13 protein-coding genes are annotated in these 14,464 nt (G+C 65.7%); 5 read left to right on the top strand and 8 right to left on the bottom strand.

Annotation, left to right across the window (positions count from 1 at the left end):
- Positions 1-55: 55 nt before the first annotated feature.
- Positions 56-1,384 (top strand): cystathionine gamma-synthase family protein, encoded by a 1,329-nt coding sequence (locus SCLO_RS12415; RefSeq protein WP_066517157.1) that lies wholly within the window; start codon positions 56-58, stop codon positions 1,382-1,384.
- A gap of 39 nt (positions 1,385-1,423) precedes the next feature.
- On the opposite strand, the gene SCLO_RS12410 is transcribed toward SCLO_RS12415, so the two are convergent.
- Positions 1,424-2,098 (bottom strand): HAD family hydrolase, encoded by a 675-nt coding sequence (locus tag SCLO_RS12410; protein ID WP_066517159.1) that lies wholly within the window; start codon positions 2,096-2,098, stop codon positions 1,424-1,426.
- 98 nt (positions 2,099-2,196) lie between these two features.
- Here SCLO_RS12410 and SCLO_RS12405 point away from each other — a divergent pair, with 98 nt between their 5' ends.
- From SCLO_RS12405 to SCLO_RS12390, 4 genes are read left to right on the top strand one after another with little or no spacing between them, the layout of a single operon-like run.
- Positions 2,197-3,306 (top strand): ABC transporter permease, encoded by a 1,110-nt coding sequence (locus SCLO_RS12405; protein ID WP_066517160.1) that lies wholly within the window; start codon positions 2,197-2,199, stop codon positions 3,304-3,306.
- Entirely contained in the window at positions 3,306-4,181 is an 876-nt protein-coding gene (locus SCLO_RS12400) for an ABC transporter ATP-binding protein (protein ID WP_066517161.1), read from the top strand. The genes SCLO_RS12405 and SCLO_RS12400 overlap by 1 nt, the downstream gene beginning before the upstream one ends.
- Before the next feature lie 3 nt (positions 4,182-4,184).
- Positions 4,185-5,147 (top strand): MlaD family protein, encoded by a 963-nt coding sequence (locus tag SCLO_RS12395; protein WP_066517162.1) that lies wholly within the window; start codon positions 4,185-4,187, stop codon positions 5,145-5,147.
- A 17-nt stretch (positions 5,148-5,164) separates the two neighbouring features.
- A complete protein-coding gene (locus SCLO_RS12390; RefSeq protein ID WP_066517164.1) occupies positions 5,165-5,791 on the top strand; it encodes an ABC-type transport auxiliary lipoprotein family protein in 627 nt (208 codons plus the stop codon).
- A gap of 111 nt (positions 5,792-5,902) precedes the next feature.
- Here SCLO_RS12390 and pepN read toward each other — a convergent pair whose 3' ends face one another.
- From pepN to SCLO_RS12355, 7 genes are all read right to left on the bottom strand, one after another.
- Positions 5,903-8,503 (bottom strand): aminopeptidase N, encoded by a 2,601-nt coding sequence (gene pepN / locus SCLO_RS12385; RefSeq protein WP_066517166.1) that lies wholly within the window; start codon positions 8,501-8,503, stop codon positions 5,903-5,905.
- A 159-nt stretch (positions 8,504-8,662) separates the two neighbouring features.
- The gene (locus tag SCLO_RS12380; RefSeq protein WP_066517168.1) at positions 8,663-9,589 is read right to left on the bottom strand and encodes a ParB/RepB/Spo0J family partition protein; all 927 of its coding nucleotides are present in this window, start codon (positions 9,587-9,589) and stop codon (positions 8,663-8,665) included.
- Positions 9,586-10,368: a ParA family protein gene (locus tag SCLO_RS12375; RefSeq protein ID WP_066517172.1), complete on the bottom strand. Its 783-nt coding sequence runs from the start codon at positions 10,366-10,368 to the stop codon at positions 9,586-9,588. Before SCLO_RS12375 ends, SCLO_RS12380 begins: the two co-directional genes overlap by 4 nt.
- Positions 10,365-11,006, bottom strand: coding sequence for a 16S rRNA (guanine(527)-N(7))-methyltransferase RsmG (gene rsmG, locus SCLO_RS12370; protein WP_066517174.1), 642 nt, complete (start codon positions 11,004-11,006; stop codon positions 10,365-10,367). Before rsmG ends, SCLO_RS12375 begins: the two co-directional genes overlap by 4 nt.
- The gene (gene mnmG, locus SCLO_RS12365; protein ID WP_066517175.1) at positions 11,003-12,853 is read right to left on the bottom strand and encodes a tRNA uridine-5-carboxymethylaminomethyl(34) synthesis enzyme MnmG; all 1,851 of its coding nucleotides are present in this window, start codon (positions 12,851-12,853) and stop codon (positions 11,003-11,005) included. The genes rsmG and mnmG overlap by 4 nt, the downstream gene beginning before the upstream one ends.
- Before the next feature lie 60 nt (positions 12,854-12,913).
- Positions 12,914-14,197: a tRNA uridine-5-carboxymethylaminomethyl(34) synthesis GTPase MnmE gene (gene mnmE / locus SCLO_RS12360; protein WP_066517177.1), complete on the bottom strand. Its 1,284-nt coding sequence runs from the start codon at positions 14,195-14,197 to the stop codon at positions 12,914-12,916.
- The gene (locus SCLO_RS12355) at positions 14,198-14,464 is read right to left on the bottom strand and encodes a DUF6489 family protein (RefSeq protein ID WP_066517179.1); all 267 of its coding nucleotides are present in this window, start codon (positions 14,462-14,464) and stop codon (positions 14,198-14,200) included.

The raw sequence follows: 14,464 nt of genomic DNA, 5'->3' as shown, positions 1-14,464 counted from the left end.
TCGCGCCATGACAGCGGCGCCCCCGGACGCCGCCCCTTGCAGGAGTATCCGACTGATGACCGGCGAAACCGAAGCCGAGCTGACCGGCGCCGAACCCACCCGCAACCGCCGCCGTCCCAAGGCCCCGATCATGGAGATCGAAGGGCGCAAGCTGAAGCCCGCGACGCTGATGATGGGCCATGGCTATGACCCCACCTTGTCCGAAGGCTCGCTGAAACCCCCCATCTTCCTCACCTCCACCTTCGCCTTCGAAAGCGCGGCGGCGGGCAAGCGGCATTTCGAGGGCGTGACCGGCATCCGGCCCGGCGGCGCGGAGGGCCTCGTCTATTCCCGCTTCAACGGCCCGAATCAGGAAATCGCCGAGGACCGCCTGTCCGTCTGGGAAGAGGCGGAGGATGCGCTGCTCTTTTCCAGCGGCATGTCGGCCATCGCCACCACCCTGCTCGCGCTGGTGCAGCCGGGCGACGTGATCGTCCATTCAGCGCCGCTCTATGCCGCGACCGAATCGCTGATCGGGCGCATCCTCGGGCGTTTCGGCGTCCAGTGGCTCGATTTCCCGGCGGGCGCGACGGAGGAGGAGATTGGCGCGGTCCTCGAAAAGGCGAAGGGATTGGGCCGCGTGGCGCTCCTCTATCTCGAAAGCCCGGCCAATCCGACCAATGTGCTGGTCGATCTGGAAGCGGTCGCGGCGCGGCGTGATGCATTGTTCGCGGGCGCGGACCATGTGCCGCCCATCGCCATCGACAACACCTTCCTGGGTCCGCTGTGGCATCATCCGCTGGCCCATGGCGCGGATCTCGTCATCTACTCCCTCACCAAATATGCGGGCGGGCATAGCGATCTGGTCGCGGGCGGCGTGCTGGGCAGCAACGCGCTCATCAACACCATCCGGCTGATGCGCAACACCATCGGCACGATCCTCGACCCCCATTCCGCCTGGATGCTGCTGCGGAGCCTCGAAACGCTGGAACTGCGGATGAGCCGGGCGGGCGAGAATGCGGCGAAGGTCTGCGCCTGGCTCAGGGACCAGCCGCAGGTGGAGAAGGTCGTCTATCTCGGCTTCCCCGAAACCGAGCGGCAGGCGGACATCTACCGCCGCCATTGCAGCGGCGCGGGTTCCACCTTCTCGCTTTACCTCAAGGGCGGCGAGGCCGAAGCCTTCGCCTTCCTCGACGCGCTCAGGATCGCGAAGCTCGCCGTCAGCCTCGGCGGCACGGAGACGCTGGCGAGCCACCCCGCCGCGATGACTCACCTGTCCGTGCCCGCGGAGCGCAAGAAGGCGCTCAACATCGGCGACAATATGGTGCGCATCTCCATCGGCTGCGAGGATGCCGACGACCTGATCGCCGACTTCGCGCAGGCTTTGCGGGCAATGGGAGCTTGAGAGGATAAAGTGCTCCTGCGCAGGCAGGAGCACGAAACGCTAGGGCCAGTCGACCCGCGCCCAACCCTTCTCCGCCGCCAGCTTCGCCAGCGGCTTGTGCGGGTTGGCCGCATGGGGAACATCGGAAAATTCCAGCATCGGCGCGTCCGACACATGATCGGAATAGGACCGGATATGCGCCGTCGAGCGGTCGATGGCCTCTGCCGCCATCCATGCCTTTATCATCCGCAGCTTGCCCGTGTCGTAGCAATTCTCGCCCGCGATCTTCGCGCGCACATAGCGCAGGTCCTGCGACAGATGATCGGTCGCGATCACCGCGTCGAAGCCCAGCCGCCGCGCGATCGGCTCGACATAAAGGCGGTAGGAGGCCGTCGCCAGAACCAGGGTGCACCCGTCCGCCTTGTCCCGCGCGATCTGCGCCAGCGCGCCGGGGCGGACATTGCCCGCCACCACCCTCGCCGCATAGCTTTCGACATGCGGCATCAGCTTCGCCCGCTCGACGTTCCAGCCGATCATCAGCCCCTGATTGACTTCCTTCAACCGCTGGCGCGTCACCAGCTTCAGCACATAGGCCAGCATCATCAGCACCACGCCGGGAAACAGCAACAGCCGCCACGGCGCCATCCGCCGCGCCACATGCAGCAGGAATCCGGTATAGGTGCCCGAATAGGTCACCGTGCGGTCCATGTCGTAAAACGCCAGCCTGTGGGTCATGCCTTGATCTGAACTTTTGTCCCTGCCCTTGGTTCTATCGTGCGGATGGGCCGTTTCGGCTTGCCGTGCAACCGATAATGGACCACTAATCCGGACGCATGAACAAAGCCGCTGATCTTGCTGAGGAAACGCGCGATGGCAGCACGGTCGTGCGGCTTTCCGGCGCGCTGACCATAGCCTGCCTGCGCGACCTGCCCGCGCGGCTCGATGCGCTGGACGGGCCGGTCAGCGCGATCGACCTGTCCGATGTCGATCATATGGACACGATCGGCGCATGGACCGTGCACCGCACCGCCAAGAGGCTGGATTGCGAGGTCACGGGCGGCAGCGACGACGCGGAACGCATGGTTTCGGCCGTCGGCAAGCTGGACGAGCCGGTCGCCATCCGCCCCGATTATGTGCCCCCGATCCAGCGCGTGCTGGGCGAGATCGGCGCGGCGGTCAGCATGGCGGGTTCCACGCTGCTCGGCCTGCTCGGATTTTTCGGCGCGACGCTGGTCGCGACATGGAATGTCATCCGCCATCCCCGCCGCTTCCGCGTCAATGCCGTGGTGCAGCGGTTCGAGGTCGTCGGCGTGTCGGCGCTCGGCATCATCGGCCTGATGAGCTTCCTGATAGGCATCGTCATCGCCCAGCAGGGATCGGTGCAGCTGCGCCAGTTCGGCATGGAGATGTTGACGATCAACCTGGTCGGGCGCCTTACCTTCCGCGAGTTGGGCGTGCTGATGACCGCGATCATGGTGGCGGGCCGTTCCGGTTCCGCCTTCGCCGCGCAGCTGGGCACGATGAAGCTGACCGAGGAAGTGGACGCGATGCGCACCATCGGCGTGTCGCCCATGGAGGCGCTGGTCCTGCCCCGGACGCTGGCGGTGGTCGTGATGATGCCCCTGCTGGGCTTCTATTCCTCCATCATCGCGGTGATCGGCGGCGGGTTCCTCTGCGCGGTGTCGCTCGATATCCCGCCCATCACCTTCGTCCAGCGGCTGCGGGAAGTCGTGCCGATCACGGACCTGTGGGTCGGTCTTATCAAGGCGCCGGTCTTCGGCCTCATCATCGCCATCGCGGGGTGTTTTCAGGGGATGCAGGTCAAGGCCAATGCCGAGGAAGTCGGCCTGCGCACCACCGCCGCCGTGGTGCAGGCGATCTTCCTCGTCATCGTGCTCGACGCCTTCTTCGCGGTCTTCTTCACCTGGGTGGGCTGGAACTGATGGCGCCCGAGGAAGAATTGGTGGCGGAAGAATCCCGCGTCGAAAAGGCCGTGGAGAAAGACGGCATCGCCATTTGCGTCCGTGGCCTGCGCAACAGCTTCGGCGATCAGGTCGTGCATGAAGGGCTGGACCTCGACGTGCGCAAGGGGGAGATATTGGGCGTGGTCGGCGGGTCCGGCACGGGCAAGTCGGTGCTGATGCGCTCCATCATCGGCCTCCAGATACCCGACCAGGGCGAGATCGAGGTGTTCGGCGAACCCATGATCGGGCGGCTGGATGACGAGGCGCTGGCCATCCGCAAGCGCTGGGGTGTGCTGTTTCAGGGTGGCGCGCTCTTTTCCACGCTGACGGTGGCGGAAAATGTCGAAGTGCCGATCCGGGAATATTATTCCAATATCGGCGCGCAGCTTCGGGACGAGATCGCCGCCTACAAGATCCGCATGACCGGGCTGCCCGCCGACGCCGGGCCCAAATATCCCGCCGAACTGTCGGGCGGCATGAAGAAGCGCGCCGGTCTGGCCCGCGCGCTGGCGCTGGACCCGGACCTCCTCTTCCTCGACGAGCCCACGGCGGGTCTCGACCCCATCGGCGCGGCGGCGTTCGACGATCAGACGCGGAGTTTGCAGCAGACGCTGGGCCTCACCGTCTTTCTCATCACTCATGATCTCGACACGCTCTATTCGATCTGCGACCGGGTGGCGGTGCTGGCGGACAAGAAGGTGATTGCGGTGGGGACGATCGACGAGTTGCTGGCGACGGATCATCCGTGGATACAGGAATATTTCAACGGCCCGCGCGGGCGCGCCGCCACGGCGGCGGTGGAGCGCGAGCGCGGCAGGACCGCTGCCGGAAACCCAGCGGACGGAAGGCGATAGGATATGGAAACCCGCTCCAATCATGTGCTGGTGGGCACGGTCACGCTGCTGTTGCTGGCCGCGATCATGCTCGCCGCCTTCTGGTTCTCCCGCCTGTCGGACGGGGAGAACAAGGAATATGACATCTTCTTCAAACAGTCCGTGAACGGCCTCGCCAAGGGATCGAGCGTCAATTATTCCGGCGTTCCTTCCGGGCAGGTCGAGAAGATCGAACTGTGGAAGCGCGACCCCAGCTTCGTGAAGGTCCGCATCTCCGTGAAGGAAGGGACCCCCGTGCTGCTGGGCACCACCGCCACCATTCAGGGCGTGGGCTTCACCGGCGTGTCGGAAATCGTGCTGGACGGCGCGGTCAAGGGCGCGCCGCCGATCCAGTGCCCGGAGAATAATCCGCAATCCGCCTGCCCCGACGGCGTGCCGGTCATCCCCACCAAGCCGGGTGCGCTGGGCGAACTGCTCAACAACGCGCCGCAGCTTCTGGAACGTCTCTCCACCCTGACCGAGCGGCTGACGGAATTGCTGAGCGACAAGAACCAGCAATCCATCGCCGGCATCCTCGCCAATGTCGAGAAGGTGACGGGCGCTCTCTCCGATCGCAGCCCGGAAATCGCCGCCACCTTGGCCGAAGCGCGCATCGCCGTGCAGCGCACCGGCATCGCCGCCGAGAATATCGGCAAGCTCGCCGCGACCACGGATTCGTTGCTGAACGACGAAGGCCGTCCGCTTATGGGCGACCTGCGCAAGAGCGTGCAGTCCGCGACCCGCAGCATCGACACGCTCGACAAGACGATCGCGGAGGCACAGCCGGGCGTCCATGCCTTCAGCAACCAGACCATGCCGGAAGTGAACCAGCTTGTCCGCGACCTGCGCGAAATGTCGCGCGCCTTCCGCGGTATCGCCGAAAAGCTCGACCAGCAGGGCGCGGGTTCGCTGGTCGGATCGCCCAAATTGCCTGACTACAAGAATTGAGACGAGGGAGCCGCAGGATGTTCCACATGAAACAGCATAAAGCCCCCCGCATGGCGGTCGCCGCTCTTACGCTCAGCCTCCTTCTGGGCGGCTGCGTGTCCTTCGGCGCCAAACCGCCGCAGCAGCTTCTCTCGCTCAGCCCCGCGCAGCGGGTGACGGCGGGCACGGCGGCCAATGTGGCGCAGGCGCCCAGCCTGGTGGTGGCCGATCCCGAAGCGCCCAAGATACTGGACACGGTGCGGGTGCCCGTCCGCATGTCGCCGACCTCCATCGCCTATGTGACCAAGGTGCAGTGGTCCGACACGCCCCGCCACCTGTTCCAGGGCTTGCTGGCGGAAACGATCGCGGCCAGCGGAACCCGGATCGTGCTGGACCCCGGCCAGTATACCGGCGTTCCCGGCCAAAGACTGATGGGCGCGCTGGTCGATTTCGGGATCGACGAGCAGAGCCACAGCGCCATCGTGACCTATGACGCGATCCTCGCCAATCCGGGCGGCACGATCCTCGCCCGCCAGCGTTTCTCCGCCCAGCAGCCGCTCAGCGGCAAGATTGGCCCGGAAACGGTCGGCGGTCCGCTCAACGCCGCCGCGAACAAGGTGGCCGCCGATGTAGCGGCGTGGCTCCCCACCGTGGCGCAACCTTGAATCAACCTCGATGGCGGGTTTAGGCAGGAGGAGCCTTTCTGCCCTTCTCTCCCCTGAAGGGGAGGGGCTCATGTCCGCTCCTCACCCATGAACCGCCAACGTTCGGCCTTCTCACTCCAGACTCTTGCCTGCCTGCTCCGTCACGTCGCGCGACAATCCCGGCTCCGCCAAGATCCGCTCCAGCGCCGCGCGCATCATCGCTGCTCGTCCTTCATCAAAGCGCCGCCAGCGCCCCAAGGGCGGCACCAGCCGCGCGGCGGTCTGCGGATTGATCTTGTCGAGCGCGATGATGGCGTCGGCCACCAGCCGATAGCCTTTCCCCGACTCGTGGTGGAAGGCCCATTGGTTGCCCGCGAACGCGCCGATCAGCGCTCGCACCCGATTGGGATTGGTCAGGGTGAAATCCTTATGCCGCCGCAATTCCCCTATCAGTTCCACCGTATCGGGATGGCAAGCGAAAGCCTGCGTCTGGAACCATTTGTCCAGTGTCAGCGCATCGTCCCGATAGCGGTTGTAGAAGATGTCGAGCGCCGCTTCCCGCTCGTCGCTGGTGCCGTTGGCCAGGGTGGCGAGCGCCGCCTGCCGCTCGGTCATGTTGTCGGCTTCATGGAATTGCGCGAAGGCGATGGCCGGACCGTCCTCGACCCCTGCCGCCACCAGATAATGCAGCGCGATATTCCGCAGCTTGCGCGCCCCCTTGGCCGCCGGAGACAGCGAAAAGCCATTGGCCTTCGTTCCGGCATGGATGTCGCGCCATAGCGGCTCCAGCGCCGCGCCGATGCGCTGCTGCAAGCTCTCCCGCGCCGCGTGGATGGCGTCGGGATCGACCACCGGCATCTGGTCGCCCAGATAGGCTTCGCTCGGCAGACGGATGGCCTCCGCGACGAAGGCGGGGTCGAGCTGCGGATCGGTCGCCGTCCCCCGGATCGCCGCGACGATGGCCTCCTCATCGACCGCCTGCCCGCCGATCCGGCCGATCAGCCCGTTCACCATCAACTGCTGCATCGCCTCATAGCGGGCGAAGGGATCGTCATCATGGGCCGACAGGAAAGCCAGATCCGCCTGGCTACGATTGGTCTCCACGATCACCGGCGCGGAAAAGCCGCGATTGATCGACAGGATCGGCGGCGCGGCAAAGCCTTCGAAGCGGAAGCTCTGCGCGGCCTCCGTCAGCATCAGCAACTGGTCGCCTTTATGACCCCCGGTCGCGGGATCGAACAACGCCACGCGCAGCGGAATGGCCATGGGCTTCTTGTCCGGCTGGCCCGGCGTCGTCGGCATCGTCTGCTCCAGCCGCAACTCCGCCGTCCCGTTGGCGGCGTCATGGCTCAGCAGCGCGCGGACATGGGGCGTCCCCGCCTGCTCATACCAGAGGCGGAATTGCATCAGATCGATCTGCCCGCCATCCTCCATGGCGCGCACGAAATCCTCGCAGGTGGCCGCTTCCCCGTCATGCCGCTCGAAATAGAGGTCGGTGCTGGCGCGGAAGCGTTCCGGCCCCAGCATCAGCGCCATCATGCGGATCAGCTCCGCGCCCTTGTTATAGATGGTTGCCGTGTAGAAGTTACTGATTTCCATATAGGATTCCGGCCGCACCGGATGGGCGAGCGGCCCTGCATCCTCCTGGAACTGGGCCGCGCGCAGGATGCGGACATCCTCGATCCGCTTGACCGCATGACTGCCCATGTCGGCGGAAAAGCTCTGGTCGCGAAAGACGGTGAAGCCTTCTTTCAGCGAAAGCTGGAACCAGTCCCGGCAGGTGATGCGATTGCCCGACCAGTTGTGGAAATATTCATGCGCGACCACCCCCTCGACGCCGTCATAATCGAGGTCGGTCGCCGTCTCAGGGTCCGCCAATATATAGCGTGAATTGAATATGTTGAGGCCCTTATTCTCCATCGCGCCGAAGTTGAAGTCCGACACGGCGACGATGTTGAACACGTCCAGGTCATATTCCCGGCCATAGACGCGCTCGTCCCAGGCCATGCTGTCCTTGAGCGCCTTCATCGCATGGGCGGTGCGGGGCAGGTCCGCTTCCTTGACCCAGATGCCGAGCGCCACTTCGCGCCCGCTCATCGTCACGAAGCGGTCGGCGTTGCAGGCCAGATCGCCCGCCACCAGCGCGAAGAGATAGCAGGGCTTGGGAAAGGGATCGGTCCAGCGCGCCCAATGACGGCCGCCGGGCAGATCGCCCCGTTCGACCGGATCGCCATTGGCGAGCAGCACGGGATAGCGGCCCTTGTCGGCCTCCATCCGCACCGTATAGCGCGACAGGACATCGGGCCGGTCCGGGAAGAAGGTGATGCGGCGGAACCCCTCCGCCTCGCACTGGGTGCAGAGCAGCCCGCCGCTCGCATAAAGACCCATCAACTGGCTGTTCTTTTCCGGCGCGATCTCGACCCGCGTTTCGACGGCATGGGCCGGTCCGGTCAGCGGGACGACCAGCGCGCCGCCATCCAGCATCCATTCCTCCGGGTCGAGGACACGGCCATCCACCTTGACTTCCAGCGGGAAGAGGCCGTCTCCGTCCAGCCGCAGGGGCCTGTCATGCTCGCCGTTCCGGACCACGGACAGGGTCGCATGGACACGCGTCACAGCGGCGGTGAGATCGAAATCCAGTTCGATCCCCGGCACCAGCCAGTCGGGCGGACGATAGTCCGAACGGCGGATGATGGAAGGTGCGGCGGCGTTGGTGGATTGCATGTCGGCCATGCAGCCAAGCTAGGAAATGGGCGGGCAAAAGGCTAGGGCCATCGCGGGGAAAGCGGCGCTATTTCCACAGGCCTGATACGGAGTGTGCTAACCCGGATCGCGCTCCTGCGCAGGCAGGAGTATTTGATCCGCACTCATGCCAGTAGGGACGCGGCGCTCCTAGATGCGTTCCCCCGACAAACGCTGGCAAAGCATGTCGAGTTGATCCAGATTCGAATAGCGCAAGGACAGCGTCCCTCCGGCTCCGGCCGTCTCGCCATGGCTGATGTCGACCTTCAGCCCCAATATATCCGCCAGATGCTGTTCGAGCGCCGCGATGTCCGCATCCTTTCCGCCCGATGGCATGGCGGCGCGTGGCCGGGGCGACTCCTCGCGATTGCGCGCACGGCGGACGAGCGTCTCCGTGTCGCGGACGGAGAGGCCCTTCTGCTCCACCTGCTGCGCCAGCGTCTCGCAATCGGGCACGCCGATCAGCGCGCGGGCATGGCCCATGGAGATGCGGTTCTCCATCACCGCCCGCTGCACTGGCTGCGGCAAATCCAGCAGCCGCATCAGATTGGCGATATGGCTGCGCGATTTGCCGACGATCCGGCCCAGCGCCTCCTGGCTATGGTGGAACTCGCCGATCAGCTTGCGATAGGCTTCCGCCTCTTCAATGGGATTCAGATCCTCGCGCTGGATATTCTCGACCAGGGCGATTTCCAGCGTTTCCTGCTCGTCGAAGTCCCGGACGATCGCGGGGATCCGATGCAGTTGCGCCCGCTGGGCGGCGCGCCAGCGGCGCTCCCCCGCGACGATCTGAAAGCCGCCGCCATGGGCGCGCACGATGATCGGCTGGATGACGCCGCGTTTCGCTATGGAATCGGCCAGTTCCTGCAAGGCCGCATCGTCGAAATGCCGGCGCGGCTGTTCCGGATGGGGCTGAATCAGCGCGACCTCGATGCTTTGCACCGCCTTGCCCGAAGCAGGGGCAGAAGAAGGCGCGACCGGTTCCTCCCGCTGGACATCCCCCAGCAATGCCGAAAGGCCCCGGCCCAGTCCATGTGCCCGCTTTGCTACCTTCGGTTTGTCATTCTCGTCGCTCAAGCCGCTTCCTCCTGCCGGGGGAGCCGCGCTATCAGTTCACGCGCCAGCCGCATATAGGCTTCCGAGCCGGAGCATCGGAAATCGTAGATCAGCGCGGGCACCCCATGGCTGGGCGCTTCGGACAGGCGGACGTTGCGCGGAATCACCGTGGTGAACACCAGGTCGCCGAGACAGGCGCGCACGTCGTCCGCGACCTGATCGGTCAGCCGGTTGCGGCGATCATACATGGTGAGCGCCACGCCCATGATCGACAGCCCCGGATTGAACCGCCCCCTGATCCGGTCCACCGTCTGGAGAAGCTGCGACAGCCCCTCCAGCGCGAAGAACTCGCATTGCAGCGGCACCAGCAGCGACTGTGCCGCCACCATCGCATTGATCGTCAGCAGGCCCAGCGAAGGCGGGCAGTCGATCAGGCAGATGTCCCAACGGCCCGCAGGCGCTTCCGCCAATACCCGCTCCAGCCGGTGCGTGCGTTGCTCATATTCGATAAGCTCGATCTCCGCGCCCGACAAATCCTGCGTCGCCGCCACCAGATCGAGCTTCGGCACCCGCGTGGCGATGACCGCATCTTCCAACGCGCAATTGCCCACCAAAAGATCGTAGCTGGATTGCGACCGGTCCGCATGGTTCACGCCCAGCCCGGTCGATGCGTTGCCCTGCGGGTCGAGATCGACCAGCAGAACGCGCAGGCCCGTCGCGGCGAGCCCGGTAGCCAGATTGATGGCGGTGGTCGTTTTTCCCACACCGCCCTTCTGGTTGGCGATGGCGATACAAATCATCCTCGACCCTTCCTCCTGACGGATTTGACGGAACGCGCAACGATGATGGCGCTGTCGGCGTCGGTCACACTCTGTTCCACGTGGAACGCACCTTGCCATGCCGGACGCGCTGCCTCCAGTTCATTTTGCGCTTTTCGTCCCTTTGGCAGCACCCAAAGCGTCTTTTCGTCGGCCAGATGAATGGCCGATTCGAACAGGCGCGGCAAAGGCGCGTAGGCGCGCGCGCTGATGACGCCCGCCGCGCCCCTGGGCACGATCTCCACTCGCCCGCCGAATATCTCCGCATGATGGAGGCTGAGCGCTTCCACCACCTCCTGTAGAAAATCGACTCTCTTCCGGCGCGATTCGACCATGAGCAACGGACGGTCCGTCAATGCCGCGACCACGATGCCCGGCAATCCCGCACCCGATCCCAGATCGACCCACCGGCCCTCCCCCGCGTCCCGTGCAAAGGTCAGCAACTGCGCCGAATCCACGATATGCCGCGCCCAGACATGCGCGCGCGTGGACTCCGCGATGAGGTTCTGCCGATCCATCTCGGCCAGGAGGAGGGCGACGAACCGTTCAAGCTTCAGCCATGTTTCACGTGAAACATCGAAATGCTGATCGAGCCACGCCCGGGCTTCGTCTTCCGTCACGCCGCCATCCGCCGCACATGCACCAGAATGGCCGCGAGGGCGGCAGGCGTGATTCCGCGTATCCGGCCCGCCGCCGCCAAAGTGTCCGGCCGCGCCATCTCCAGCCGTTCGACCATCTCGGTCGATAAGCCGCCGATCGCGCGAAAATCGAAATCGGCCGGAAGGAATACGCGCTCATTGCGGCGGAGTTCGGCGATCTCCCCTTCCTGCCGCTCCAGATAGGGCGCATAATGGGCATCTTCCCATATCTCGTCGCGGAGATCGGCAGGCGCTTCCGCCAGCACCGGGGCTAGAGTCAGCAGGAGATTGCGGTCGACCTCCGGAAAACGCGCCCATTCGAAAAGGCTGCGGCGCATGCCGTCCTGCCGCACGGCGGCGCCTGCCCTGGCCATCTCGGTAGCGGTCATGGACCGCGCCAGCTCCGTTTCCACGGCAGCCCGGATCGCCAGCCGTTGTTCCAGCCGCGCCAGCCGTTCGGCGCCCATGACGCCATGCGCCGTGCCGATCCGCCCCAATCGCGTCTCGGCATTGTCGGCGCGAAGCCGCAAGCGATACTCCGCACGCGCCGTCAGCATCCGATAGGGCTCGGTCACGCCTTGCAGCACCAGATCGTCGATCATCACGCCGATATAGCTTTCGGCTCGATCGAGGATCATCGGTCCCTCCGCCGCCGCATAAGCTGCCGCATTGACACCCGCCACCAGCCCTTGCGCGGCTGCCTCTTCATAGCCGGTCGTGCCGTTGATCTGTCCCGCGCAAAACAGGCCGGGAATGTCCTGCATCCCGAGCGAGGCATCGAGCGCTCGCGGATCGATATGGTCATATTCGACCGCATAGCCGGGCACGACGATCTCCGCGCGTTCCAGCCCCTCCATGGATCGCACCATGGCCCGCTGTACATCGGCCGGAAGCGAGGTGCTGATGCCGTTGGGATAGACGAGATGATCGTCCAGCCCCTCCGGCTCCAGAAAGATCTGATGCCCGTCGCGGTCGCCGAAGCGCGTCACCTTGTCCTCGATAGAAGGGCAGTAGCGTGGTCCCCTTCCCTCGATCGCCCCGCTGAACAAGGGCGAGCGGCCCAGTCCGCTACGGATGATCGCATGCGTGTCCGCATTGGTGCGCGTGATCGCGCAGGCCAGCTGCGGAAGCGGTCGCCCGCCGGACATGGGCGACATCGTCCAGCCCTCCTCGTCCGAGGGCTGCTCCGCCAGTTTCCCCCAGTCGATGCTCCGTCCATCGATCCGCGGCGGCGTCCCCGTCTTGAGGCGGCCGATGGGCAAGCCGAGCGCGCGCAGTTGGACGCCCAGCTTCGTGGCGGCGCGCTCCCCGGTCCGTCCGCCCGCCGACATTTCCTCCCCACGAAAGAGCTTGCCGCCCAGGAAGGTGCCCGTGGCCAGCACCACCGCCTTCGCTTCCAGCCGGGAACCGTCCGCGAGCATCAGGCCCGCCACGTCGCCCCCGGACAGGATCAACTCGCTCGCCTCGCCCTCGACGATCTCCAGACCGGGCTGTGCCGCAAGCAATTGGTGGATCGCCGCCCGATAGCGCTTGCGGTCGGCCTGGACGCGCGGTCCCTGCACCGCCGCGCCCTTGCTGCTGTTGAGCATCCGATAGTGGATCGCCGCAGCATCGGCCGCGCGCGCGATCAGTCCGTCGAGCGCATCCACTTCCCGTACCAGATGCCCCTTGCCCAGACCGCCGATCGCGGGATTGCAGGACATGGCGCCGACCGTCGCCTTCTCGAATGTCAGCAGCGCCACCGCCGCGCCTTTGCGCGCCGCCGCCGCCGCTGCTTCGCAACCGGCATGGCCCCCGCCGACCACGATCACATCATAGCTTGTTCGCATGCCAGCGCCCTTATCAGATTCATCGTCCGTCGGCAAAACTGTTCCACGTGGAACAATGCGCTATTTGCCGATGCAAAAGCCCGAAAAGAGACGGTCGAGCATATCCTCCGTCCCGGCGCGGCCCGTCAGGGAATCGATCGCTCGCCGCGCCTGCCGCAATTCCTCCGCCAGGATGAGAAGGTCATGCGCTTCACCGGCGGCCATCAAATGCCGATGCAACAGCGCGGCCCCTTCCCGCTGTCGCGCATGAAGGGCATATTCTCCCTCACCCGGCAACAGGCCGCGCGCCCGATCGAGCAAGGTCGTCACCAACCGCTCCATTCCCTCGCCCGTCCGCGCCGATACGGACAGGCCCGGATGTCCGCGATGGTCGACATGATCGCATTGCGCCGCGATCAGCAGGGCGTCGCCGCGCGGCACCTTCCCGGGCGGACCCAGCCACAGGATGATGTCCGCGCCCTCCAATGCCGCGCGGGCCCGATCCATGCCGATGGCTTCGATGCGGTCGGATGTCGCGTCGCGCAACCCCGCTGTGTCCGTGAAAAGAAAGGCCACTCCGCCGATCGCCGCCGGCGCCTCTATCCTGTCGCGGGTGGTGCCCGCAATGTCCGAAACGATGGCGGCCTCCCGGCCCACCAGCGCGTTCAGCAAGGTGGACTTCCCGGCATTGGGCGGTCCTGCCAGGACGACGCGAACCCCGTCGCGCAGCCGTTCCGCCGACGGCGCGGAAAGAATCGCGGCGACATCGGCGGCCAGCGTCGCGATGCCCGCGCCGATCCGCTGTTCGATCTGCGCGTCGGGCACGTCGTCCTCATCGGAAAAGTCGAGCGCCGCCTCGGCCATGGCGGAAAGATCGAGCAGGCGAAGCCGCCATTCGCCGATCCGCCGGGAAAAATGGCCCTCCGCCATCATCAGCGCGGCGCGGCGCTGCTGCTGCGTTTCCGCCGCCAACAGGTCCGACAGCCCCTCGACCGCATTCAGGTCCATGCGGCCATTGTCGAAGGCCCGCCGCGTGAACTCCCCCGGTTCGGCGCGGCGAAGGCCCGGCATCGCGGCCAGCGCCGCCTCCACGCCCGCGATGACCGCCCGGCCGCCATGGCAATGGAGTTCGGCCATATCCTCCCCGGTCACGGTCGCGGGACCGGGCAGCCACAGCGTCAGCGCCCGGTCGAGCGGCGCGCCGTCGCGCGGGTCGCGCAGCAGCGCCAGGCTCGCCATGCGCGGCGGCGGGGTTCTGCGGGCAAGCGCCAGCAGCGCGGGTCCTGCCTGCGGGCCGCTCAGCCGGATGACGGCGATGCCCGCGGGCGGCGCGCCACTCGACAGCGCGAAAATCGTGTCGGTCACCTAACCCTTTTTCTTGTCGCCATGGCCGCTTCCGCCGCCCACGCCGGACAGCCCGATATCCATCATCTGCTGGAACATCCGCATGCCCGCGTCGCCCAGCGGAGAGAAGCTCTTGAACAGCGTCTCCATCTGTTCCACATTGCCTATGCTATCGAAATTATCCAGCATCGTCTTGATATATTTGTCATGGATGGGCGTGACATCCGGCAGGCCCAGAAAGGATCGCGCTTCGGCGGGCGTGCAATCCACATCGACGGTCACTTTCAT

Source organism: Sphingobium cloacae, assembly GCF_002355855.1.
Lineage (GTDB): Bacteria > Pseudomonadota > Alphaproteobacteria > Sphingomonadales > Sphingomonadaceae > Sphingobium > Sphingobium cloacae.
The sequence above is the reverse complement of the archived record's forward strand: the minus strand, read 5'-3'. Positions and strand labels throughout refer to the sequence as shown.